Origin of the sequence: Streptomyces sp. NPDC052396 (assembly GCF_044593195.1) — a bacterium.
Lineage (GTDB): Bacteria > Actinomycetota > Actinomycetes > Streptomycetales > Streptomycetaceae > Streptomyces.
In genome coordinates this window covers 182,002-205,466 of record NZ_JBIUAW010000009.1, presented here as the reverse complement: position 1 = coordinate 205,466, position 23,465 = coordinate 182,002, and the positions used below count along the sequence as shown (strand labels likewise).

General features: G+C 71.7%; 22 protein-coding genes. 12 read left to right on the top strand and 10 right to left on the bottom strand.

Annotation, left to right across the window (positions count from 1 at the left end; all coding sequences use genetic code 11):
• Positions 1-95 precede the first annotated feature (95 nt).
• Positions 96-998, bottom strand: coding sequence for an aminoglycoside phosphotransferase family protein (locus ACIHFE_RS24365; protein ID WP_400109575.1), 903 nt, complete (start codon positions 996-998; stop codon positions 96-98).
• Positions 999-1,152: 154 nt separating this feature from the next.
• Between ACIHFE_RS24365 and ACIHFE_RS24360 the strand changes: the two genes are divergently transcribed.
• Positions 1,153-1,548: a hypothetical protein gene (locus tag ACIHFE_RS24360; protein ID WP_400109573.1), complete on the top strand. Its 396-nt coding sequence runs from the start codon at positions 1,153-1,155 to the stop codon at positions 1,546-1,548.
• 47 nt (positions 1,549-1,595) lie between these two features.
• Here ACIHFE_RS24360 and ACIHFE_RS24355 read toward each other — a convergent pair whose 3' ends face one another.
• A complete protein-coding gene (locus ACIHFE_RS24355; RefSeq protein WP_400109571.1) occupies positions 1,596-2,963 on the bottom strand; it encodes an FAD-binding oxidoreductase in 1,368 nt (455 codons plus the stop codon).
• Positions 2,964-2,997: 34 nt separating this feature from the next.
• Entirely contained in the window at positions 2,998-3,930 is a 933-nt protein-coding gene (locus ACIHFE_RS24350) for an antibiotic biosynthesis monooxygenase (RefSeq protein ID WP_400109570.1), read from the bottom strand.
• Positions 3,931-4,036: 106 nt separating this feature from the next.
• On the opposite strand from ACIHFE_RS24350, the gene ACIHFE_RS24345 reads away from it, so the two are divergent.
• Positions 4,037-4,603, top strand: a complete 567-nt coding sequence (locus ACIHFE_RS24345) for a nucleoside deaminase (RefSeq protein ID WP_400109568.1) — start codon at positions 4,037-4,039, stop codon at positions 4,601-4,603.
• Positions 4,604-4,732: 129 nt separating this feature from the next.
• On the opposite strand, the gene ACIHFE_RS24340 is transcribed toward ACIHFE_RS24345, so the two are convergent.
• A complete protein-coding gene (locus ACIHFE_RS24340) occupies positions 4,733-5,125 on the bottom strand; it encodes a DUF5997 family protein (protein WP_400109566.1) in 393 nt (130 codons plus the stop codon).
• Positions 5,126-5,182: 57 nt separating this feature from the next.
• Between ACIHFE_RS24340 and ACIHFE_RS24335 the strand changes: the two genes are divergently transcribed.
• Positions 5,183-5,959 (top strand): LysR family substrate-binding domain-containing protein, encoded by a 777-nt coding sequence (locus tag ACIHFE_RS24335; protein ID WP_400109564.1) that lies wholly within the window; start codon positions 5,183-5,185, stop codon positions 5,957-5,959.
• Between the two features lie 108 nt (positions 5,960-6,067).
• Positions 6,068-6,661 carry a dihydrofolate reductase family protein gene (locus ACIHFE_RS24330; protein WP_400109562.1) on the top strand — a complete coding sequence of 198 codons (594 nt, stop codon included), beginning with the start codon at positions 6,068-6,070 and terminating at the stop codon, positions 6,659-6,661.
• A gap of 130 nt (positions 6,662-6,791) precedes the next feature.
• Here ACIHFE_RS24330 and ACIHFE_RS24325 read toward each other — a convergent pair whose 3' ends face one another.
• On the bottom strand, positions 6,792-8,396 hold the full coding sequence (locus ACIHFE_RS24325) for an ABC-F family ATP-binding cassette domain-containing protein (RefSeq protein WP_400109560.1): 1,605 nt from the start codon (positions 8,394-8,396) through the stop codon (positions 6,792-6,794).
• A gap of 412 nt (positions 8,397-8,808) precedes the next feature.
• Here ACIHFE_RS24325 and ACIHFE_RS24320 point away from each other — a divergent pair, with 412 nt between their 5' ends.
• Positions 8,809-10,224 (top strand): alkaline phosphatase family protein, encoded by a 1,416-nt coding sequence (locus ACIHFE_RS24320; protein WP_400109558.1) that lies wholly within the window; start codon positions 8,809-8,811, stop codon positions 10,222-10,224.
• Positions 10,221-10,856 (top strand): hypothetical protein, encoded by a 636-nt coding sequence (locus ACIHFE_RS24315; RefSeq protein ID WP_400109556.1) that lies wholly within the window; start codon positions 10,221-10,223, stop codon positions 10,854-10,856. The genes ACIHFE_RS24320 and ACIHFE_RS24315 overlap by 4 nt, the downstream gene beginning before the upstream one ends.
• A 122-nt stretch (positions 10,857-10,978) precedes the next feature.
• On the opposite strand, the gene ACIHFE_RS24310 is transcribed toward ACIHFE_RS24315, so the two are convergent.
• The 3 genes from ACIHFE_RS24310 to ACIHFE_RS24300 form a co-directional block, all read right to left on the bottom strand.
• A complete protein-coding gene (locus tag ACIHFE_RS24310; protein ID WP_400109555.1) occupies positions 10,979-11,491 on the bottom strand; it encodes an SRPBCC family protein in 513 nt (170 codons plus the stop codon).
• 60 nt (positions 11,492-11,551) lie between these two features.
• A complete protein-coding gene (locus ACIHFE_RS24305) occupies positions 11,552-12,901 on the bottom strand; it encodes a tetratricopeptide repeat protein (RefSeq protein ID WP_400109553.1) in 1,350 nt (449 codons plus the stop codon).
• A 161-nt stretch (positions 12,902-13,062) separates the two neighbouring features.
• A complete protein-coding gene (locus ACIHFE_RS24300) occupies positions 13,063-14,589 on the bottom strand; it encodes an MFS transporter (RefSeq protein ID WP_400109551.1) in 1,527 nt (508 codons plus the stop codon).
• Between the two features lie 144 nt (positions 14,590-14,733).
• Between ACIHFE_RS24300 and ACIHFE_RS24295 the strand changes: the two genes are divergently transcribed.
• Positions 14,734-15,738, top strand: a complete 1,005-nt coding sequence (locus ACIHFE_RS24295) for an Lrp/AsnC family transcriptional regulator (RefSeq protein WP_400109549.1) — start codon at positions 14,734-14,736, stop codon at positions 15,736-15,738.
• Between the two features lie 40 nt (positions 15,739-15,778).
• Here ACIHFE_RS24295 and ACIHFE_RS24290 read toward each other — a convergent pair whose 3' ends face one another.
• The gene (locus tag ACIHFE_RS24290) at positions 15,779-16,306 is read right to left on the bottom strand and encodes a hypothetical protein (protein ID WP_400109547.1); all 528 of its coding nucleotides are present in this window, start codon (positions 16,304-16,306) and stop codon (positions 15,779-15,781) included.
• Positions 16,307-16,491: 185 nt separating this feature from the next.
• A complete protein-coding gene (locus tag ACIHFE_RS24285) occupies positions 16,492-17,154 on the bottom strand; it encodes an SDR family oxidoreductase (RefSeq protein ID WP_400109545.1) in 663 nt (220 codons plus the stop codon).
• Positions 17,155-17,697: 543 nt separating this feature from the next.
• Here ACIHFE_RS24285 and ACIHFE_RS24280 point away from each other — a divergent pair.
• Genes ACIHFE_RS24280 through ACIHFE_RS24260 form a run of 5 tightly spaced genes read left to right on the top strand, consistent with a single transcriptional unit; the run spans position 17,698 to position 23,448 of the window.
• Complete coding sequence (locus tag ACIHFE_RS24280; protein WP_400109544.1) at positions 17,698-18,657, top strand: acyl-ACP desaturase; 960 nt, start codon at positions 17,698-17,700, stop codon at positions 18,655-18,657.
• Positions 18,654-18,929: an acyl carrier protein gene (locus tag ACIHFE_RS24275; RefSeq protein WP_400109543.1), complete on the top strand. Its 276-nt coding sequence runs from the start codon at positions 18,654-18,656 to the stop codon at positions 18,927-18,929. The genes ACIHFE_RS24280 and ACIHFE_RS24275 overlap by 4 nt, the downstream gene beginning before the upstream one ends.
• Positions 18,919-20,142: a beta-ketoacyl-[acyl-carrier-protein] synthase family protein gene (locus ACIHFE_RS24270; protein WP_400109541.1), complete on the top strand. Its 1,224-nt coding sequence runs from the start codon at positions 18,919-18,921 to the stop codon at positions 20,140-20,142. The genes ACIHFE_RS24275 and ACIHFE_RS24270 overlap by 11 nt, the downstream gene beginning before the upstream one ends.
• 47 nt (positions 20,143-20,189) lie before the next feature.
• Entirely contained in the window at positions 20,190-22,334 is a 2,145-nt protein-coding gene (locus tag ACIHFE_RS24265) for an MMPL family transporter (protein ID WP_400109540.1), read from the top strand.
• Between the two features lie 49 nt (positions 22,335-22,383).
• Positions 22,384-23,448, top strand: coding sequence for a type III polyketide synthase (locus ACIHFE_RS24260; protein WP_400109739.1), 1,065 nt, complete (start codon positions 22,384-22,386; stop codon positions 23,446-23,448).
• The last annotated feature ends 17 nt before the right edge of the window (positions 23,449-23,465 follow it).

Sequence of the window (23,465 nt, the reverse complement as noted above, 5' to 3'; positions counted from 1 at the left end):
GTGTCGCGTGGTGAGTGCGGGCCGTTTGTGGCTGGTCGCGCCCACGCGGCGGAGCCGCATGGCACCGCCGCCCCGCGCCCCTTACGGGGCGCCCCTCAGTCCTTCCCGAGCACGGCGCGAATCACATGACGCGCATTGGACGCCATCCCCGAATTCGTCTCGCGATAGTACGGCAGCGCGATCAGCGCCTGGGACAGGGCGCGTGCCCGCCCTCGAACCCAGGTCGCGTCGTCCACGTCCAACGCCTCGCGGAAGACCGCCCGTGCGTCGGCCGGCAGCAGATTCCACGCCGGGAACAGATCGCAGGCCGGATCGCCGGCCCCCATGCACCCGAAGTCGATGACCGAGGCCAGTCTGCCGCCCTCGTCCACCAGCAGATTGCCCGGCATCAGATCGGCGTGCAGCCACACCGGCGGCCCGTCCCAGACAGGGGCCCGCAGCGCGTCCTCCCATACGGCGGCCACGGCATCGCAGTCGACGCCCTCCTCCGGGATCCGGCGCAGTTCCCCGATCGCCGTCCGGGTCGCCGCGTCCAGTGCGGCCAGCGGCCCGCCACGGTGCGCCCGCGGCGCTCCCGGCAGGGTGATGCTCCGCATCGCCACCACGAACTCGGCCAGATCCCCGGCCAGTTGCGAGGGCCGGGCCAGTTTCCCCGCCTCGGGGTTCGCCCCCGTCAGCCACCGGTACACCGACCATGGCCAGGGATATCCCTCGGCCGGCTCCCCGGCCCCGAGCACCTCCGGGATGCTCATGGGTATCCGGGACGCCAGACGGGGCAGCCACTCCTGTTCCAGCGACACATCCCCGGCCCCGCCTGCCACCAGCGGCAGCCGTACCACCATCTCGTCGCCCAGCCGGTACATGGCATTGACCGTGCCTCCGGAGGGGAACCGCTCCACCGCCGAACCCGCCCACTGCGGGAACTGCCCGGCGATCAGCCGCATGACGAGATCGTCGTCGATGGGATGCGTGCCGGGGTGCATCTGCCCTGTGCTCATGGGGCGCCATCCGACCGCCGGCCGCCACCGGCCGTCAATCGCTGTTCGGCCGCGGACGGACAACTCGCTTTGCCGCCACAGGTTTTGGGCATCGGCCGGCCTTGAGAACACGCCACCGAGGCCGCCGAGGCCCGCACGGACAGGAACCTCCCCCATGGCACTCCCCGACCAGAAGGTGGCCCGGCGCTATCTGGCCGGGCACACCTCCTACGCCCACCAGCAGATCGTGCTGCCGGCCGTGCTGTGCGTCACCCGGCGGGACCCCGCTGCCGCTGGGCTGCCGTCGCCCGCCGCACTGACCGATCCCGGCGACGAGGAACTGCTCGCCTCCATGGCCGCGTTCGGTGCCGCCCTGCACCGGGCCACTGAGGGCGGTACCCCGAGCTCCGCCGAGCAGGCGCTGGAGAAGATCCGGGCCACCGAGGCCGAGCCGAATTTCGTCACCCCCGGCGATCTGGGGCACAGCCCCTCGCTCACCGAGCGAGTCCGGCTGGCCGCCGGTGGCAAGAAGGGGGGTTCGCCGATCTCGGGGCTGCTGAACCGCGGTTGACGGGCACGGGCGGTGGTGCGGGCGGGCAGCGGTCCGGCGTCAGGGCGTCAGGGCGTCAGGCAGGAGTGGAAGAGGTTGTCCGGGTCCCATCGCGCCTTGAGCTCCCGCAGACGGTCCCAGTCGGCGGGGACGTAGCAGCGCCGTGCGGCGTCGGGGCCGGCTTCCAGGTCGGCCTCGGCGATGTAGTGGCCGCCACGCCCCGGGGGGTCCGCGCCGTTCATCATGGCCCGTAGCCATGGGAGGTTGGCCTCGTCCGCGGCCGGGTCGTCCCAGATGGCGTAGCAGGCGAGGTAGGACTGGCCCAGTGGCGCGAAGGCCATGTTCCGCAGGAGCGCCGGGTCTTCGGATACCGGCTGTACGGGGGCGAGTACCAGGGAGTGGCCGGAGGGGGCGCGGGCGATCGCCTCGGCGGTCCGGGTCAGCTGGGTTTCATAGGTCTCCGCCGACCACAAGGTGTCGGCCGCGTAACGGTGTTGCGGCGGCCATACGGCGGCGGCGCCCGCGTGCAGGGCGGCGAACGACGTGGGCTCGGGCGGTTGCCGAGAAAGGGCGCCGGCGGCGAAGGGGCAGGCGGCCACGGGGGCGAGTGAGGCGAGGGCTTCCTCGCGCGTCCCGGCGAAACAGGTGGCACCGACCTCGATCCGGGGCCCCGCGGGGGCCGTCGCGGTGGGCTTGCCCAAGGCCCTCAGCACCAGGGCCACTTCGACGTTCGGCGGGAGTTGGCGTGTGGTCCGTTCCGCCCAGCCCGCCACTGGGCCGGCTTCGGACAGTGCGAAGGTCAGACTCGTCGTCATGATGGACGCCGGGCGGGGGTGCAGGCGGAGCCGGAAGCGGGTGACGACGGCGAAGAAGCCGGGCCCCGCGCCCCGGGCGGCCCAGAAGAGATCACTGTGGTCCGTCTCGGAGCACACCACCGTCCGGCCGTCGGCCGTGACGACCTGGATCTCCTGGACGTCGGCGCAAGCGGGGCCCCACGCACGGGAGTTCCAGCCGAGGCCGCCGCTGAGCAGATAACCACCCACCGCGACGGTGGGGCAGTGCCCCACGGGGAAGGCCAGTTGATGCGGGGTGAGGGCCGCGACCAGTTCCTGACCGGTTGCGGCGGGCCCCACCGTCGCGGTGGCCGATCCGGGGTCGACGTGGCACTGGGCGAGCCGTGACAGGTCCATCAGCAGCCCGCCGTCGCGGAGTTGGCTGCCGGACCAGTTATGGCCGCCGGAGAGCACCGACACCCGCAGCCCTTGGGTACGGGCGTAGCGCAGGGCCTGCCGGACGTCCTGTTCGGATCCGGGCCGCGCGATGGCCGCGGGGAACCGCTCGGGTTTGCGGCCGTTCCACACCGCGCCGGCTCGGGCGCTCTCATAACCGCGGTCGCCGCGCCGGATCAGCGCCGCCTCGATTTCCGCTTCAGACATCGCGCTCTCCTCCGGGTAGCCGGCATGGGAGCGGTCAGTGCGTGATCAGTCCGAAGACGGCGATGCACAGCAGATAGCCGAGCACCACCACTGCCGCTCCCGCCACATGGACGCGACGGCCACGTGCGCGCCCGGGCACCAGCCAGAAGGCCAACGCCCTGTTCACCAGGGGCATCAGCAGCCAGGTCAGTGCACTGACGCTCAGTACGTTGCCGATAAACAGTCCGAGATAGCCGGGAACACCGAGCCGCGTCAGCTCGGCTCCCTCGGTCAGGGTGAGCACCATCACGGTGGGATAGAGGGCCAGCAGCACGCACATGGCCTGTTTCCAGTTGGGCGGAGCGGCGCCCTGCGCCCCCTCCCCGAAACGGAACCAACCGCTGAACGACGAGCCGACCTTGCGCACGTCATAGGAGTAGAAGTAATTGCGCCCCTCTTCCAGCAGTGCCTTTCGGACATCGGAGGCGAGCCATTCGTCGAGATGTTCGCGGGAATCGAAGCGGAAGGCCACCACCCAGCGCTCCTGGACTCCCGCGACCGGCTTGAACAGCTCGGATCCCATAAAGCCGGGCGCCTTCTCCTGCGCCTTGAGGGTCTTGTCCTGCCAGCGCAGAAAGCGCTGTTCCTGGCCGGGCTTGACCACATGGGAGACAACGGCCGTGACGGCCTCCGGAGGCCGCTGGGGAAGGGCGCCGCCATGGAGCACTTCCTGGGTCGGGGGCTCCTCGAACAACTCCTCTGCCTCGGCGAGCAGTTCCTGTCGCTGCCGTGAGTTCAGCCAGGCGGTCAGGGGGCCGATGCCGGAGAAGCGGAAGACGGCCACCCACTCGTTCTCGTCACCGGCTTCCGGGGAGTACACCTCGGCGGCCTCGAAACCGTCGAATGCGCGGGCCGCATCGTTCGCCCTGTCCTGCCAGCGCCGATAGTCGTCGACGCGCCCGGCACGCACCTTCTGCGTGGTCACCACGGTCGCACTGTCAGCCCCGGAGTCACGGCTTGCACGCGAACTCACCTTGATTACCCTAGACGTATAGGATTTATACGGCAAATCGGACGCCGATCGGAGATGCGTGATGGAACACAGAGAGCTCATCACCGAAGCGGTACGGCTCGCCACCGAGTCGGTGGAAAAGGGCTGGGGCGGGCCGTTCGGCGCAGTGATCAGCCGTAATGGCGATATTGTCGCGCGCGGCCAGAACCGGGTCCTGCTGACCGGCGACCCCACGGCTCACGCGGAGATCGAGAGCATTCACAAGGCAGTGCAGTTTCTCAATCCCGAAGCGCCGTCGATCTCGGAAGAGCACCAGAACGAAAGCACCCTGGAATATGTGCCCCGCCCCGAAGGGTCACCGGACCCGGTTCCCCAGCGGGCACGGATGCTCCAGGGCTGCTCCATCTACATCAGCGGCGCCCCGTGCCCGATGTGTATGAGTGCGATCTACTGGTCGCGGATGGACGCCGTTTACTTCAGCTGCAGCCTGGATGACACACGCCGTATCGGCTTCGACGACGCCTACCAGTACGAGGACTTCCAGAAGCCGCTGGACCAGCGGCGGATCAAGATCGAGCAGATCCACCCCGAAATCGGCGCCCTGGCCTACGACACCTGGACCAACAAGCCGGACCGGCACGCGTACTGACCGTCCGCCCGGCGCGGGCTGGTGCGCGTCCGGCCCGCCAAGTTCCCTATCCGGCGGGGTCCTGCCTGCGGAAGAGCTCAGGACGGAGGGAGGGGCTCAGTAAACGGGCCGGTCAGCCGGCTCCGCGGCCTACTTGCCCTGCTTCTCCTTCTCGTCCTTCTTCTCCTTGATCCGGGCCGCTTCCTTGCGCACCTCGGCCTGGGTGGCGCGCTCCTTCTGCAGCCACTCGGGAGACTCCTGCTTCAGCGCCTCGATCTGCTCGGTGGTCAGCGCCTCGGTGATGCCGCCGCGCGCCAGGCCGGAGATGGAGACGCCCAGCTTGGCGGCGACCACCGGCCGGGGGTGCGGACCGTTGCGGCGCAGCTCACTCAGCCACTCGGGCGGGTCGCTCTGCAGGGCGTTGAGTTCGTCGCGCGAGACGGCACCCTCCCGGAACTCGGCGGGGGTGGCCTCGAGGTACACACCCAGCTTCTTGGCCGCGGTCGCGGGCTTCATGGTCTGGGTGCTCTGGTGCGACTTCATGACGTCAAGGATATCGAGCATGTGCGCCGGCTCCGACCACGCCGGTAACCTGGCCGGGTGACAGGCACGGAAGCACCCTCTTCGTTTCGGCTCGCCTACGTTCCGGGCGTGACACCCGCCAAGTGGGTGCGGATCTGGCAGGAGCGGCTGCCGGAGATCCCCCTTGACCTGGTGCAGGTACCGGCCGCCGAGGCGACCGGCGTCCTGCGGCGCGGCGAGGCCGACGCGGGCTTCCTCCGGCTGCCGGTGGACGGGACGGACCTGTGCGCCATCCCGCTGTACACCGAGACCACCGTGGTGGTGGCTCCCAAGGACCACCTCGTGGCGGCGGTGGACGAGGTGTCCGCCGCCGACCTGGCCGACGAGGTCGTCTTCCATCCGCTGGACGACACCCTGGACTGGGAGCACCCGCCGGGACGGCCCGCCATCGAGCGTCCGGCCACCACCGAGGACGCCATCGAGCTGGTGGCGGCCGGGGTGGGCCTGCTGGTGGTCCCGCAGTCGCTGGCGCGGCTGTACCACCGCCGTGACCTCACCTACCGGCCGCTGCTGGACGCGCCCCAGTCGCGGGTCGCCCTGTCCTGGCCGGAGGAGGCGACCACCGACCTGGTGGAGGACTTCATCGGCATCGTCCGCGGCCGGACGGTCAACAGCTCGCGCGGCCGCCGCTCCGCCGACCGGGCCGCGGCTCCGGCCGAGCCGAAGCGTGAGCCGAAGAAGAAGCGCCCGGAGACCGGTGGTGCGCGGCGCAAGCCCGCGGCCGCCAAGGGTGCGCGCGGCGGTTCCGGCACCGCCGGGTCCGGCCGGCGGGGCAAGCCCCGCCGCCGGTCGTAGCCGCTCACAGCCGCTCCCGGGGCCGTTGTCAGTGGCGGGTGGGATGGTGATCCCACGACGGACTCGCAGCCGTCGCGGATCTTCGGCCCAGGGAACAGGAGCAGTCCCATGCGCATCGTGGTCAGTGAGTTTATGAGCCTGGACGGTGTGGTGCAGGCGCCGGGCGGCCCCCAGGAGGACACCGATGGCGGCTTCGCCCACGGCGGCTGGTCCCACCCCTTCTTCGATCCCGAGGTGATGGGCGGCGCCATCAGCGAGGCGGCGGCCACCACCGAGGCCCTGCTGTTCGGGCGCCGCACCTGGCAGACGATGGCCGCGGCCTGGCCCGAGCGGGCCGGGGACCCCTTCGCCGACCATATGAACTCCGTCCCCAAGTACGTGGTCACCAGCACGCTCAAGGATGACGAGCTGACCTGGGAGAACACCCGGCGTATCCCCGGCGGCCAGGCCATCGCCCGGATCCGGGAGCTGCGGGCCGCCGAGGGCGGCGACCTGTGTGTGATGGGCAGCCCCACCCTGGTGCGCGCCCTGCTGAGCGAGGGGCTGGTCGACGAGCTGCTGCTCATGATCATTCCGGTGTTCCTGGGCGGCGGGAAGCGGCTCTTCCCCGAGGACGGCGAGCTGCGCACCCTGGAGCTGGTGTCGACCGTGACCAGCGGCACGGGTGTGCAGGTGAGCCGGTACCGGCCGGTGCGGGGGTGAGCTGACCGTCCCGCTCCCCCGGCGAGCGGCCGGGGCGGGTGCCCAACCCCCTGGGCTGGGCACCGAGTTGGGGCGCGACCCCCGTTTGTGTTGCACATGAGGGCGGTCGCCCGCAGCCGCGCGGGCCCGGTCAGGCGAGGGACACCAGCGCGCGGTACTCCTCGCTCCACACATCCTCGTCCGCGTCCGGCAGCAGCAGCACACGGTCCGGGCGCAGGGCGTCGATGGCGCCCTCGTCATGGGTGACCATCACGATCGCGCCGGGGTAGGAGCCGACGGCCGCCAGGACCTCGCCCCGGGAGGCCGGGTCGAGGTTGTTGGTCGGCTCGTCCAGCAGCAGGACATTCGCTCCGGAGTGGACCAGTCCGGCCAGGGCCAGGCGGGTCTTCTCGCCGCCGGAGAGCACTCCGGCGGGTTTGCCGGCGTCGTCCCCGCCGAACAGGAACGCCCCCAGCACGCGCCGTACTTCGCCGTCCGTCAAGTGCGGGGCGGCGGCGGCGAGGTTCTCCCGGACCGTGCGGCCGGCGTCCAGCGTGTCGTGTTCCTGGGCGAAGTAGCCCAGCCGCAGGCCGTGTCCATGCACCACCCGCCCCGTATCGGGCCGCTCCTGGCCGGCCAGGATGCGCAACAGGGTGGTTTTCCCGGCGCCGTTGAGGCCCAGGATCACCAGCCGGCTGCCCCGGTCCACGGCCAGGTCCACCCCGTCGAGGACCTGGTGGCCGCCATAGGACTTGGCCAGGCTGATCGCGCCCAGCGGCATCCGGCCGCAGGGGGCCGGCTCGGGCAGCCGGATCCTGGCGACCTTCTCGGTGCGCCGGGCCGGTTCCAGCTCGGCGAGCATGCGGTCGGCCCGGCGCGCCATGCTCTTGGCCATCACGGCGGTGGCCGAGCGCGCCTTCATCTTGTCCGCCTGGGCGTGCAGGGCGGCGGCCTTGCGTTCGGCGCTCGCTCGCTCCCGGGTGCGCCGCCGCTCGTCCGCCTCCCGCTGAGCCAGGTAGGCGGCCCAGCCGGTGTTGTGCACATCGATGGCCGCGCGGGTGGCGTCCAGGTGGAAGACCCGGTTGACCACCTGCGCCAGCAGGTCCACATCGTGGCTGATCACCATCAGGCCGCCCTGGTGGCCATGGAGGAAGGTGCGCAGCCAGCCGAGGGAGTCGGCGTCCAGGTGGTTGGTCGGCTCATCCAGCAGGAGGGTGCCGCGCTGCCCGGCGCACAGGATGCGGGCGAGTTCCACCCGGCGCCGCTGGCCGCCGGAGAGGGCGCCCACCGGCTCGGTCAGCACCCGGTCGGGCAGGCCCAGTCCGGCCGCCACCCTGGCCGCCTCGGCCTCGGCCGCATATCCGCCGCCGGCCTGGAAGGCGGCCTCGGCGCGGGCGTAGTCGTCCATCGCCCGCCGCAGCGCCGCCGGCCCGGCCGCCGCGGCCATCGCGGACTCGGCGGCGCGCAGCCGGTGCAGGGCACGGTCCAGCCCGCGGGCGGACAGGATCCGGTCGGTGACGGTCATGGCGGGGTCGGCCGCCCGGGAGTCCTGGGCCAGGTAGCCCACCGGCCCGGTGTGGGTGACGGTCCCGGCGGCGGGCCTGGTCCGCCCGGCGAGGGCGTTCATCAAGGTGGTCTTGCCGGCCCCGTTCCGGCCGACCAGGCCGATGCGGTCGCCGGGAGAGATGGTGAAGGAGAGGCCGGACAGCAGCAGGCGCGCGCCCGCGCGCAGCTCTGCACCACGAACGGTGATCATGGGATGACGCTCCGAAATAGCGAAGGGACACACTTCTGGTGCGGAAGCGGGTCCCTGGCTAGGAAATTCGGGGCGTAGACATGGGGCCACGGTAGGCGAGGGGCGGGATGCGGCGCATCCGGTTTTCGGGGTGCGCGCGGCCGCCGGTGTCTCTCGTCGCGTTCATGGGCGCCCCGCACAGCGTGCGAACCGTCACTCCATAGCGCTGACCTGGGCCGGAAGGGTGGACATCCCGTGGCGTTGTCATGCAACGTTCACCTTGCAGTCACCTGCGCGCCCACCCCGCTCCCACCTCCGCGCGGTTCGGCGTAGCAGAGTTCGGCCGGCAGCGGGAAGTGCACATCCTCCCGCCGGAAGAGACGGAGACATCGACATGTCAGGTTCCCCACGCCGCCGTTGGCCGGCAGCCGGGATGTTCAGAGCGTCAGCCGCGGTCGCAGCCGGGGCGGCGCTGGTGTTCACCGGCCTGGGAGCGCCTCCGGCGTCTGCGCAGGCCGCCCATGGCAACGCGCCCAAGAAGCCGGGCCATGTGTGGACGATCATCCTGGAGAACAAGTCCTACGAGGCCACCTTCACCGGGCTGAACCAGAACAGCTACCTGTGGAAGACGCTGCCGCGCTACGGGGAGCTGATGCGGCAGTACTACGGCACCGGGCACTACAGCCTGGACAACTACATCAGCCTGGTCTCCGGCCAGGCACCCGCGCCGGACAACCAGGACGACTGCGGGCAGTACAAGGACGTCAAGCCCGGCACCCCGGCCGCCGACGGCCAGACGCTGGCCTCCTCCGGCTGTGTGTACCCGTCGCGGGTGAAGACGCTGTTCAACCAGCTCGACGCCAAGCATGTCCCGTGGAAGGTCTACGCCCAGGACATGGGCAACGACGACAAGCGGGAGAACGTCTACCAGTGCGGCATACCCGGCAGCCCGTCCGGTGACGGCGTGCCGGACCCGGGCGGCGCCACGGCCAAGGACCAGTACGTCGCCAAGCACAACCCGGCCGCCTGGTTCCACTCCGTCATCGACAATCCCAAGGACTGCGCCCGGGTCGTCCCGCTGAACGGCCGGCCGAAGCAGGCCGGGCACAAGGCGCTGTCCGGGCTGGCCCAGGACCTGAAGAAGGAGTCGACGACTCCGCGCTTCAACTGGATCACTCCGAACAACTGCTCCGACGCGCACGACGCGACCTGCAAGGGCGACAACCTCTCCGGCGACCCCAAGGACCACCAGGGCGGCCTGTACGCCTCGGACAAGTTCCTGGAGAAGGTCGTCCCGCAGATCATGTCCTCGCCCGCGTTCCAGCACGACGGCATGATCCAGATCCTGTTCGACGAGGCCTTCCCGCCGTACAAGATGTACGGCAACTCGATCGCCGACTACACCGGCAACAAGGACAAGAGCCTCAACACCCCGACCGACACCGCCCAGTCGGTGGTGGCCTGCTGCAATGAGCTGCCCGGGCCCAACACCACCCAGCCCGGCTTCCAGGCGTTCGGCCAGGACACCACGCCCGGCGGCGGCATCACCGGCTCGGTGGTCATCTCCCGCTTCATCAAGCCGGGTTCCATCAGCGACCAGCCGTACAACCACTACAGCTGGCTGCGCAGCATGGAGGACCTGTTCGGCATCAACCACGGCGGCACCGACGGGCATGGGCACCTCGGGTACGCCGCGGCCGACGGGCTGCGCCCCTTCGGTGCCGACGTCTACAACAACCCCTCCGGCCGGGCCCTGCCGCCCGCCGACTCGGGCAGCGTCGTCTACCCCGCCACCGCGCGGGCCGACGAGCCGCAGCACCCCGTCGTCGGGGGCACGCGGAACCGATGAACTCCCCGCGCCACACGGCGCCGAGCCGGGCGGGCTTCGGCCTGCCCGGCCTCCGCCGCCGCTCGCTGACCGCCTGCTCGCTCGCCCTGGCGGCCGCCGTCCTCACCACCGTCACCGGCTGCGGCGGCACCCATAAGCCGTCCGACCGGTCCACCGATGACGCGGCCCGGACCGTCCAGAGCCTGGGCTCCGTGCCGATCCCCTCGGCCCCGGCCGGCCAGGCCACCCCCACCGCCGACGAGAAGCACCTGCAACTGGTCGCCGTGGGCTCGGCGGTACGCGCCCAGCTCCCCGAGGGAACCGCCCTGATCCGGGCGTCCGGCCCCACCGAGAACCTGCCCGCCCCCACGGCCGGCGGCAAGCCCCCGGAGCAGACCGCGGGCACCTTCACCATCACGCTCGACCAGGCCACCGCGCCGCTCACGGTACGCGCCGAGGACTTCAGCTCCCGCGATGAGGAGGGCAAGGACATCGCCCTGGCGCCGGCCGGGGACGCGTCGGTGACCGCCGGTCCGGGGCACCCGGCCACCCTCACCCTGACCGGCACCTTCCACGCCGGTGCCGCCCAGCTCACCTGGCGTCACGATCAAAAGGCCGTGGCCGTCTGGGACTTCAACATCGAACTGGACTGATCCGGGCCGCCGCCCCACCGGACGCCCCCGGAGGGGCGGCGCCGCAGGCCTTCCGCAGGAGAGGTCACCTCTCACTCCCCTGCGGTGCCGGCGAGGCGAACACTTCGGGGTCCGGGGCGACTTCAGGATTCCGCGTGGGTCCTGATGCCGTCGAGGGTCGAGCGGATGCCCTTTTCCAGCATGCCCAGCCGCATACCCACGAGCTCCTCCTCGCGTTCGGGCCGGGCCGCGATCGCCTGGACCAGATACGAGGCGCCCGCCCCGATGGCGACCGACTGGCGCAGCCGGGTGCCGCCCTCCTCGGGCTCCAGCTCGAACCGCCAGCGGGCGACGGGGCGTTCATAGCCGCCGTCGCTGCTGCGGACCTCCCAGCCGAAGGCGTGCCCCGGCCGGTAGTCGAAGACTCGGGAGACGGTCTCCCAAGTACCCAGGAGCTCATTGCGGTTGCGGCCGACGAAGGTCGCACCGACGGCCGGCCCGGTGGCGCCGTCCAGCCACTCGGCCTCGTACAGTTCCCCGCCGAACCTGGTCGGCGTGGTGATGTCGCTGACCAGGTCCCAGACCCGGTCCGGGGACGCGGCCACATGCACATCCGCCTCGAACTCAGGGCCGTCCGCCAACCGCACCATCGCCATCCTCCCCACAGTACCGTCGCATTGACGCCGGACACGCTAGCGGTCCGGAGGGGGGCTCCGCTACTCCTCGACGGACCTGGCGGGGACGCCCGTCCGCCGGCCGAGGCGGGCCCGGGCGTCCTGGTCGTAGCGGCATCGGGGGCGCAGGTTGGCCCGTTCGCTCAGCAGGGTGCGGGCGAGATCATGGTGTCCGGCGTGCAACGCGGCCTCCACCAGGGTCCGTTGCAGGGCGTCCCGCTGGGCGTGGCTGCCGCCGAAGTCCTGGAAGCGGTGGCGCAGCGGCAGCAACAGCTCGGCCGCCTCGGCGTACCGCCGCTGCCCATAGGCCACCAGCGCCCGGCACACCGGCAGGCCGATCTCGGCGGTCATCGGGATATTGGACCGTTCCGGATGTGTGACACAAGCGTCCCGCAGCCACAACCGCCGCTCCCGGATGAGCTCTTCGGCCTCGGCGAAGCGGTCGGCCCCGACATAGGCCATCACCGCGTGGACATCGTTGAAGGCGTAGTAGGCGCCGTCCTGCCGCCGCGCCCAGGCGTCGGCCAGGGCGGGCCAGCGGCCGCCGGTGTCGGTGCCCTCCAGATACAGCCGCCAGAGCAGCGAGGCGGCGTCCAGGAGCTCCATGGCCACCCCGGCCGAGCCGTCATGGTGCACGGCGGCGTCATAGACGGCCAGTACCTCGGGCGTCCGGCCCGTCTCCAGCAGATACAGGGCGTAGTGCCACCAGTTGTGCACATTGAGGTAGTTACCGGCCGACCAGTCCTCGGTGCGGGCGTCCAGGTAGCGGATGCCGTCCTCGGGGCGGCCCTGCATCTCAAAGGCATGGATGACGGCGTGGATGCCCCAGACATCGCGCGCGTTGCGCTCCACGGCCGCCAGGCCCACCCCTTCGGCCAGGTCGTAGTGCCCGGCCTCTTCCAGGCCGAAGGCGTACATGCCCTGAAGCAGCCCATAGTGCGGATCGTCCGTGTCCCAGGCGGAGAGCGCACCGCCGATGCGGTCGCGCAGCAGCGGGGCATTGCCGGTGAAGAAGTCGATCTGGTGGCCGACTGCGAGGGCCAGGGCGTCCCTGGGGCAGGCCACGGCCAGCTCGGCGAGCAGCCGGCCGGCCTGGTGCAGGTCGCCCTCCAGCCAGTGGGAGACGGCCGCCAGGTGCATACGCTCGCGCGGGGCCAGGGCGGCCACCGGCGCCTCCCGGCGGTAGGCCGCGAAGGCGGTGGCCGCCTCGGCCGCGTCCTTCTCCTCGGTGCCCAGCAGGCCGAGGTACGCCCGGAAGACATGCCCCATGGCGGACCGCGGCGAGGCGTCGAGCAGCGCGCCGACCTCCGCGACCACCTCTTCGCGGAAGAAGAGCAGGTGGTCCAGGGCCTGCTCATAGTGCCGCACGGCCTGGGCGTCGGTGTACGTCATGGGGTGCGCGTGCCGGTCCGTAACCACTGTGCGTGCCCTCCCGCCGGGTTGCCTGGTGCGCAGGGATTCCTGCCCCGGCGGGTGGCCCGCAACCTTGCCCCCGGACGGGGCGCGCCCACGCGGTGGAGCCGCATGGTGCGGCCGCCCGGTGCCTCAACCGCTCAGGTCGCGGCCGGAATCGACGGCTCGTCCGCGCGCCGGGGAACCGGCGGCCGGGACGGGGCCATGGGGCTGCGTACCAGGGCCAGCGCCACCAGCCCGCCGAGTACTCCCAGCACCCCGGAGACCCAGAAGACATCCCGCAGCCCGTCGGCGAAGGCGGTGTGCACCAGGTGCTCGACCGTGCCGCGCCGCGCGGGCGCCGTGTGGGCGATCAGCGGGGCGGCCTGCCCGCCGGCCAGGGCGTCGGCGGAGAGGCCGCCGCCATGGTGGCGCAGGGATGCGGTCAGTCCGGCGTGGAAGACCACGCCCAGGACCGCGATGCCCAGGGCGTTGCCGAGCTGACGGGCGGTGTTCACCGCACCGCTGGCCATGCCGGCGCGCTCCGGCGGCACCGCCGCCATGGCGGTGGAGGCCAGTACCGGCATGCTCACACCGACCCCGATGCCGGTCACCAGGAACCCGGCCACCAGCACCGTCCAGGTGGACCCGGCGCCGATGACGGTCATCAGCAGGGCGCCGCCGCCGATCAGCAGCATGCCCACGCCCAGGGTCAGCCGGGGCGAGACCCCGTGGAGGTAGCGCCCGCCGAGCGTGGCGAGGGCAAAGGACGCGGTGCTCATCGGCAGGCAGGCCAGTCCGGCCGCCACCGGGCCCATGCCCCGTACCGACTGGAGCCAGAGCGAGGTGTAGGCGAGGTAGGAGAACGCGGCCACCGACAGCAGCACCGCGACGATCATGAGGCCGGTGAACGAGCCCCGGCGGAACAGGGCCAGGTCCAGCATGGGCTGGGCCCGGCGCGGCTCCAGCACCAGGAAGACCAGCAGCGCCACGGCCGCCAGGCCGAACAGTCCCAGGGTGGCGCCGGAGGCCCAGCCGTAGTCGGCGCCCTTGATCAGGGCGTAGGTCAGCGCACCGGCCGCCATCGTGAAGGTGAGCATGCCCGGCAGGTCCATCCCCCGGCCCCGGGGGCCGCCGCCCGTGGCCGGCACAAAGCGTGCGGTCATGGCGATGGCGAGCACGCTGATGGGCAGGTTGACAAAGAAGATCCAGCGCCAGTCCAGGTACTCGGTCAGCAGTCCGCCCAGGATCGGTCCGGCCGCCGACGCGGCCCCGCTGACCGCGCCCCAGGCGCCGAAGGCCACCCCGCGGTCCCGGCCCTGGTAGAGACGGGCCACCAGGGCGGTGGTGGTGGCCAGCATGGCCGCGCCGCCGATGCCCTGGACGCCCCGGAAGGCGATCAGTACCGCCGGGTCGGTGGCCAGGCCACAGGCCAGCGAGGCCAGGGCGAAGAGCGCCACCCCGGCCATATAGACCTGCCGGTGGCCCACCCGGTCGGCCAGCGACCCCAGCCCCAGCAGCAGCGCGGCCAGCGCCAGGGCGTAGATGTCCATCACCCACTGCAGGTCGGCGAACGAGGTGTGCAGGCTTCCGGCCATGTCGGGCAGCGCCACAACCACGATGGTCACGTCCACCAGCAGCATGAAGGTCCCCAGGCACACCGCGGTGAGCGGCAGCCACTTACGCATCAGAGCACTCCTGTCCGAAATCTTTTGGCCAAGGGTTGGCAACACCGACCAAGCTCGCATGCCACGGCTGGATCCCGAACCTAGCAGCCCGCCCCTGGTGGATTTCCATGACAGCCCGCCCTGTCATGGTGGAAAGATGGAAAGGTGAACATCGAGCAACTGGACACCCTGGACCGCCGGCTGGTCCACGCCCTCTCCCTGGACGGCCGGGCCTCCTTCAGCCGCCTGGCGGCCGTGCTGGGCGTCACCGACCAGACGGTGGTCCGCCGCTACCGCCGGCTGCACGGCGAACGGCTGCTGCGGGTCATCGGGCTGCCGGTCACCGACCGGCTGGGCATGTCCGAGAACTGGCTGCGCATCCAGTGCGCCCCGGGCTCCGCCGTGCCGATCGCCGAAGCCCTGGCCCGCCGCCCGGACACCGGCTGGGTGAAGATCCACTCCGGCGGGTCCGAGGTGGCCTGTGTGGTCCGCTCGCACAGTTCGGACGAACGCGACGCGCTCCTGCTCCAGAAGCTGCCCCGCACCCAGCACGTCACCGGCGTCACCGCGCAGAGCCTGCTGCACATCTACACCACCGAATTCGGCCAGTGGCTGGACGGCCTGGACGGCAGGGGTCTGAGCGAGGAGCAGGTACGGGAGCTGGCCCGCCCGCGCACCACCGGGGACGAGGAAACCCGGCTGGACGCCGCCGACCACGCCATGCTGGCCGTCCTCGCCCGGGACGGCCGCACCGGCTACCCGGAGCTGGCCCGGGCGACCGGCCGCTCGGAGTCCACGGTGCGCCGCCGGCTGGAGCACCTCCGGGAGATCGGCGCCCTCTACTTCGACATCGAGATCCTCCCCGTGCACTTCGGCCTGACCGTCCAGGCCGCCCTGTTCGCCACGGTGGCCCCGCACAACCTGGCCGAGGCCGGCCGCGCCCTCGCCCGCCACCCCGAGATCCCCTGGCTGGCGGCGGCCACCGGCACCACCAACCTGGTGGGCACGGTGGTCTGCCGCGACCGCGGCGCGCTCTACACCTATGTGACCGAGCGCATCGGCGCCCTGAAGACCGTTCAGCAACTGGAGGTCGTCCCGGTGCTCCGCCATGTCAAGCGGGGTGGTCTGCTCACCGATGGCGTCCGGCTCTTCGAACCGCCGGCCGGCTGAGCGGGCGGTGGCACCGGACCTGCCGCACCAGGCGGTCCGGTCAGTGACCCGCGGCCTTGGCCAGGGCGACGGCCGTGCCGATGGCGGCGTCGGCCAGCCCGGTCACCAGGGCGAGAACCCTGCCGCCTCCCATGCGCAGCCCGCCGTACCAGCCCCACGCGAACAGCACCCACACACTCACCCCGGCGGCGATCAGAAGCGCCGTGTGCAGCCGCAGCACCCCCAGGGCGGACAGCGTGATCAGGATCAGCGGTCCGACGGCCGACAGCAGCAGCGGGCTGGAGACATGGAGCGTCGCCCGCAGCTGCTGCCTGCTGAAGCCGATCCCGTGGACGACCCGGTGCGCCTGCCCGTCCGCGACCAGGGACGTCAGCCACAGCCCCACCGCCGTGCCGGCGACCGACGAGGCGGCCCCCACCGGTCCGACCTCCCCGGCGGAGGCCAGGCCCACCACCACCGCGATCATGGTGATCGTCGCGTACAGACGCTCCTTCAGCCGGGACACAAACAGGACCGTGGGATCCGGAGTGTGTCCGGTCGGTGCGGGTGCCGGGGCGGTGCCGTCCATGCCGTTCACCGTAAGGCGGGCCGCCGACGCGGCGGGTCAGCCCTTCCCGGCGCGTCCCCCGCCCAGACCAGTGCCGTACCGGAGGCAACTCCACTGGCGGTGGCCGGGGTTGACCGGCCCGGCATTCACCCGCACCCAGCCCGCCCATTCATACCGGATCTGCCGCGCCGGGGCGAGGAGAGCGGTCAGGCGTAGAGGTACTCCGCCTGCCACTGCTCCTGGGGGCGCCGGTGCAGCTCAAGGTAGGCCGCGGCGATGGCCTCCGGGTCGAACCGCTCATCGCCCGGCGTGATCATCCCGCGGATGGTGACGGTGGTGACATGCACCCCGGCATCCAGCTGCTCGGCGTGCAGCGCCTGCGCATAGGCGCGGAGCGCCGCCTTGCCCACCGAGAGGCTGGCGAAGTCGGGGGACGGGGCCAGGGCGAAGCCGCCGCCGGTGAACAGGACGGTGCCATGGCCGTCCCGGAACGCCGGAATCACGCGGCCGGCGGCCACGGTGGCACCGATGACATTGACCGCGAGGCTGTCCGCCCACTCCTGGGCACTGACCGCGCTGGGGCTGTCGGGCCGGAGGTACGCGGCGTTGTAGACAAGCGCCTCGGGGGCGCCCAGGCCGGCGACGGCCGCGTCCAGGGCGGAGGTCAGCTCGGCGGGGCTCGCGGCGTCCGCCGGGTAGACCTGGGCGGTGTGGCCCTCGTCGAGCAACCGGGCCGCCAGCTCCTTGAGCTTGGCAGCGTTACGGCCGATCAGCGCGACCGGATGACCGGCCTCGGCGAAGGTGCGAGCAATCGCCACGCCCAGACCCGGGCCGACACCGATGACCAGGACAGCGCCTTTTTCACTCATAAACAGAACTCGCCTTTCGGCTAAGGAAATTCAATTGATCCACACGGTACCGGCATCCAGACACTCGGCCACCCGCCGGAGGCGCCCCGTCGGGGGCGCGGCCTACTTGAGGCCATACGCCCGCCAGTTGGCCGGCACATGCCGCTGGAGTTCCGGCGGCCAGTTGTGACTCCGACCGATAGTTGGCGGGCCAAGGACGGATCATCGCAGCTGCGAAGCGCCGGGTGCCTGTTGGCGGCTTTTCCGGACGGTAAATGGCGGCGCCGGCCGACCTGTCCGCGCGCGTCGCGCCAACCGAGAGGCCGGACGAGGTCGCCACCCTGCCTGACGGCTAGTCACATACGCCTCGGAGCAAGCCTGGTTGGCGGCACAGTGCCGACTCCCTCGCACGGAGGCCATCGGCCCTCCGGACTACCTCACCCCTCCCCAACTGTCAGACACACCGATCATCTTCCCTCGATCGCGTGGATCACCGTGGCCTCTCTCGCGGAGGTGCGTTCACCAGTAGGTGTGCGCGATCGATCGAGACAGCAGAGGTGAAGGGTGTCCCCTGGCACGGCGGAAAGCGTCCTGCGGGAGTTGGAACCATCTGTCGAGCGGTTGCTGAACCAGCATCTGGCGGTTGCCCGTGACTGGTTGCCCCACCAGTACGTGCCGTGGAGTGCGGCGAGGGACTTCGACGGGCCGCTGGAAGGCTCGGGCTGGGATCCGGGGCAGTCGGCGCTGCCGCATGCGGTCCAGGACGCCCTGGTCATCAATCTGCTGACCGAGGACAACCTGCCCAGCTACCACTTCGAGATCGCCTCACGGCTCGGCCGTGACGGTGCCTGGGGCACATGGGTCCACCGGTGGACGGCGGAAGAGGACAGGCACTCGTCCGTCCTGCGCGCCTACCTCCACGCCCGGCGGGGCGTGGACCCGGTCGCCCTCGAGGACCTGCGGATGCGGCACGTGGGCAACGGATACCGCAACGACCTGCCGACTCCGCTGCATCTCCTGGCCTACGTCACGGTGCAGGAGCTGGCGACCCGGCAGGCGCACCGCAACACCGGCGCGGCGTGCGGGGACCACGTCGGTGAGGTGCTCATGTGCAGGATCTCGGCCGACGAGAACCTGCACATGCTCTTCTACCGGGGCCTGTACGAGGACGCGATCCGGGCGTTCCCCGACGACGCCCTCGTCGCCCTCGCCGACGTGATCCGCGGCTTCCGGATGCCCGGCACCGAGATCCCCGGCTTCCGGGCGCGCGCCGCGCGCGTGGCCGCGGCGGGCATCTTCAACCTGGACGTCCATCTCGAGTACGTGCTCCAGCCGCTGGTGCGGGCGCTCGGCGTGATGACCACGACCGGGCTGGGGCCGACCGGGCGGGAGGCGCAGGAGCACATCGGCCGGCAGATGCAACAGCTCAAGGCACAGGCATCCCGCGCGCGTGACATCTACGTCCGCCTCAACGCATGCATGGCGTCCGGCCCGGCAACGGAAGAACAGGAGATCCCGGCATGACACAGTCACCGGACCAGGCGGAGCAGTCGGCGCTCCCCGAGAACCTGCTGGCCTTGCTGACCGACCACCTGGGCGTGCATGCACGCCCCGAGAACCTCTCCGCCGGGATGACGTTCGAAAGCCTCGGCATGGATTCGCTGTCGCTGATGGAACTCGTGGTCGCCGCGGAGGAGAAGTTCGCCGTCGTCCTGCCCGAGGACGCACTGGACCTCGCTCCCTCCTCGACCCTCGCCGAGGCGGCTCACGCCTTCCGGAACGCGCGTGCGGTCTGAGGTAGCCGTCACCGGCCTCGGCCTGGTGACCCCTGCGGGTCACACGGCGTCGGCGAACTGGGAGGCCCTGTGCCGGGGCCGTTCGCTCGCCGCGACCGACCCCGAACTGGCGGGCCTTCCCGTCGACTTCTCCTGTCAGGTCCGCGACCTGGACGTCGACGGGGAGCTCGGCCGGCCCCGTGCCCGCCGAACGGACCGTTTCATCCAGTTCGCCCTGATCGCCGCACGCCGGGCCGTCGCCGACGCCGGGCTCGCTCCGTCGTCCTGGCGGGGAGAGCGGATCGGAGTGATTCTCGGCGTCGGGTCGAACAGCCTGAGTTCCTACGTCGGCGAGTTCTGCCGTCTCGGCGCCGGAAAGCCGGAGCGCGTCTCGCCGCTCGCCCTGCCGCGCAGTGTGCCCAACATGGCCGCGAGCGAGGTCGCGATCGATCTCGGTGTCCGCGGCCCCAACTTCACCACCTCCAGTGCCTGTGCCTCGGGCGCGACCGCCATCGGGGTCGCACGCGACCTGCTGCGCTCGGGGACCTGCGACATCGTCCTCGCGGGCGGCAGTGAGTCGGCCCGCTCCCGGATGGCGACGACGTGCTTCACCCGGATGCGGGCCCTCTCCCAGCGGCGCGAGCAGCCGGCTCTCGCCTGTCGTCCGTTCGACGCCGAACGGGACGGAATGGTCCTGGGCGAGGGCGCCGCCGTTCTCGTCCTGGAGCGGCCCGCCACCGCGCGCGCCCGTCGGGCACGGGTCCTCGCCCTGCTGCGCGGCTACGGCGCCGGATCCGACGCGTACCATCCCGTGGCTCCCCACCCGGGAGGGGAAGGGGCGGCCCGGGCCATCTCCGCCGCCTTGGCGGACGCGGGGTGCGGCCCCCGGGACATCGGGCTGGTCAACGCGCATGGCACCGCCACCGTCCTCAGTGACGCCTCCGAGGCGGCGGCCCTCACGCGTGTCTTCGGAGCCGACGCACCACCGGTGACCGCGTCCAAAGGCGTCATCGGCCACACCCTCGGGGCGGCCGGGGCGGTCCAGGCGGCCTATACAGTCCTCGCGCTGCGGCACGGAGCCGTCCCGCCGGTGGCGAACTTCGCGCACCAGGAAGGGGACCACAAGCTCGACATTGTGGCCGGGCACCCTCGCGCGACGGCCGCGGAGGCCGGAATCAGCTGCTCCTTCGGATTCGGCGGCCAGAACGCGGTCCTGCTCTTCACGGCTCCCTGAGCGGATCCGACGACGGCACGGGCCCAGCGGGCGGGAGGGATACACGAGTGGATGCGGTACGGCGGCGGGCGTGGCTCGTGGTGGTGTGCGCCGTGCTCGCCGCGGTGTGCGCCTGGGCACTGGCCCCGGTCGCGCTTTCGGCGCTGGGCACAGGCGGCGCGGTCGCCACGGGAACCGAGGCCGGGCGAGCCGGGCGGCAGGCCGAGCGGCTGGGCGTGCCCTCGCCCGATCTGCTGCTCACCGTGGACCGGCCCGGCGAGGGAGGCGGGACGGGGACGGTCCGGGCAGACGCCGGGGCCGTGGTGAAGACCCTCTCCCGGCATCCGGCCGTACGGGCGGTGTGGTCCGCCCAGACGACCGGCAACACCTGGCTGCGGTCGAAGGACGGCCGGTCCCTGCTCATCGGCGTGCGGCTGAGAGGGACGGACAAGGAACGCAAGACCGCGGCCCCCGATGTCGTGGCCGCCGCACGGTCCGCCGCTTCGGGGGCCCGCGTGGAGCCGAGCGGTGAGGTCTGGACCAACCGGGAGATCGACGAGACGATCGAACACGATCTGCGCCGGGCCGAGTTGATCGCGGCGCCGGTGCTCTTCCTCCTCCTGGTCCTCGCCTATGGATCGGTCGTTGCCGCCTTGCTGCCGGTCCTCGTGGCCGTGACGGCCGTCGGCTGCACGCTTCCGGTCCTGGGTGTACTGGCCCAGTGGACCAATGTGTCACGGGTCGCGGTGAGCGCCGCCTCCGCCGTCGGGCTCGGCATGGCCGTCGACTACAGCCTCTTCCTGCTGGCCCGGGTACGCGAGGAGATGGCACGGGGCGTGGACCGGGAAACGGCGCTGACCGCCGCTCTGCGCTCCAGCGGCCGTTCGGTCGCCTTCTCCGCGGCCGCCGTCACCACCTGTCTGGCCACCGCGATGGTGGTTCCCGTTCCTCTGCTGCGCGGACTCTCCCTGGCAGGGATGGTCGTCACCGTGCTGTCCGCGCTCGTCGCCCTGCTGGTGCTGCCGTCTTGTCTTCGGCTGCTCGGCCCGCGCGTCCAGGCGTGGGATCCGCTGGCACGGTGGCGGCGTACGGACACCGGGGACGACAGCCGCTTCTGGCGGAGGACGACACGCACGGTCACCGCGCGGCCTCTCCTCGCCGGCGGCCTCGCGGTCCTCGCCCTGGGCCTGATGGCGGTCCCGTTCACCCACGCCAGGCTGGGCCTTGTGGACGAGCGCACCCTGCCCCCGTCCGCGTCGGCGGCCTCCGCCGCCGCCCGTGTGGGCCACGAGTTCGCCGTCCCTCCCGAGCGCGTCCTGTCCGTGGTGGTGAGCGGCCCCGGGGCGCGGGACGCCGCGCCGGCCTACGCCGCACGCCTCAACGGTCTTCCGGGCGTGGCGGGCGTACGCGTGGTACGCACCGTCCGGTCCGCCGCGGCAGGGAGGGGGGAGGCCGCCGTGCTGTTGGTCGCCTCTGCCGCGCCACCCGGCACATCCGAGGCGGAGACGCTGGTGCGGAGGGTGCGGGAGGAACCCGCGCCGGGAGCCGTGGCGGTCGCCGGGCGGGCCGCGGAGATCGCGGACAGCTCGACCGCGGTGTGCGGCGCCCTGCCGACGTGCGGGCTGCTCCTGGCGGTGGGACTCATGGTGCTCCTCGGGCTGTTCACCCGCTCCCCCGTCGCCCCCCTCAAGGCCGTGGCCGTGGCGGCCGTCAGCCTCGGGGCCGGTCTGGGGGCGATGGTCCTCCTCTTCCAGGACGGCCACGGCCGTGCCGTGCTCGGCGATTTCACCGCACCGGGTGCGCTGGACGCCTCCACGTTGCTGTTCGTCCTCTTCATCACGCTCGCCCTGTCGGTGGACTACGAGGTCTTCCTGCTCGGCCGCATCCGCGAGGAGTACGAACGCAGCCATGACAACCGCGGCTCGATCGTCGACGGCATCGCGCGCACGGGCCGGCTGATGACCTCGGCAGCCGCGGCCGTGGCGGTCTCGACCGCCGCCATGGGCATGTCCCATGTCGCGCTCCTCAAGCTCATCGGCATCGGTATCGCTCTCGGTGCCCTCGTGGACGCCGTACTGGTACGCGGTGTCCTGGTCCCCGCTGTCATGGCGGCCCTGGGACCGGCCAACTGGTGGACACCACACGGCAGTCGGATCGCACGGCGGACGGCCGTACGCGGGATGACCGCACACGCGAAGGAAGGAGAAGGCTGAGTCAATGAGTCGGTTCACGGAGGGCTTCGCCTGGGGGCCGGACGAACCCTTGCCCCGGGTGACCGTGATCGAGACGGCCGTACCACCCCATCGGTATCGCCAGGAGGACATCATGGCCGCCCTGGCGCGCACCACACTGATGGAATCCCACACGGGGATCCTGATGCTGCGCAAGATCCAGGCCAACGCCGGGGTGGCCACACGGCACTTCGCCCTGCCGCTGGAGCGGCTCATCGAGCTCGACGACTTCACCGAGAACAACCGTTTGTGGCACGACGCCGCCCTGGAACTCGGGGAACGCGCGCTCACCGGGGCCCTGCGAGCGGCGGGGGTGGAGCCGGGCGAGGTCGACGCGGTGATCAGCACCACCGTGACGGGCCTCGCCGTGCCTTCGCTGGAGGCCCGCCTGGCCCACCGGGTGGGCCTGCGGCCGGACGTCACGCGCATTCCCCTGTTCGGGTACGGCTGCGCGGGAGGAGCCGCCGGACTCGCCCGGCTGAACGACTACCTCCGGGCCCACCCGGACCATGTGGCCGTCCTCCTGGCGGTGGAACTGTGCTCGCTGGCGTATCAGATGCAGGACACCTCGATGGCGAACATCGTCGCCGGCAGCCTCTTCGGGGACGGTGCGGCCGCGGTCGTGGCCGTCGGCGGACACCGGGGCGCCGAAGCCGCAGCGGCGGGCCCTCAGCTCGTGGATTCCCGCAGCCGGCTGGTCCCCGACAGCGAGGAAGTACTCGGCTGGGACATCGGATCCCACGGCTTCAGGATCCTGCTCGCCCCCGAGGTGCCCACGCTCACCGAGGAGCATCTGCCCAAGGCCGTCCATGACTTACTCGGTACGTACGATCTGCTGCCGGGCCAGGTCGGAAGCTGGATCGTCCACGGTGGCGGCCCTAAGGTCCTCACCGCCGTGGAGAGGTCCTTCGATCTGCCGCCCGCGGCTCTGGAGGCCACGCGCCGGTCCCTGTCGGAACGGGGCAACCTCTCGTCCGTCTCCGTCCTGGACGTCCTGCACACGACGATGCGGACACCTCCACGGCCCGGTACGCCGGGGCTCGTCGCGGCCATGGGTCCGGGGTTCGCCATCGAACTCGCCCTGGTCCGCTGGTGAACCGCGACTGCCCCGCC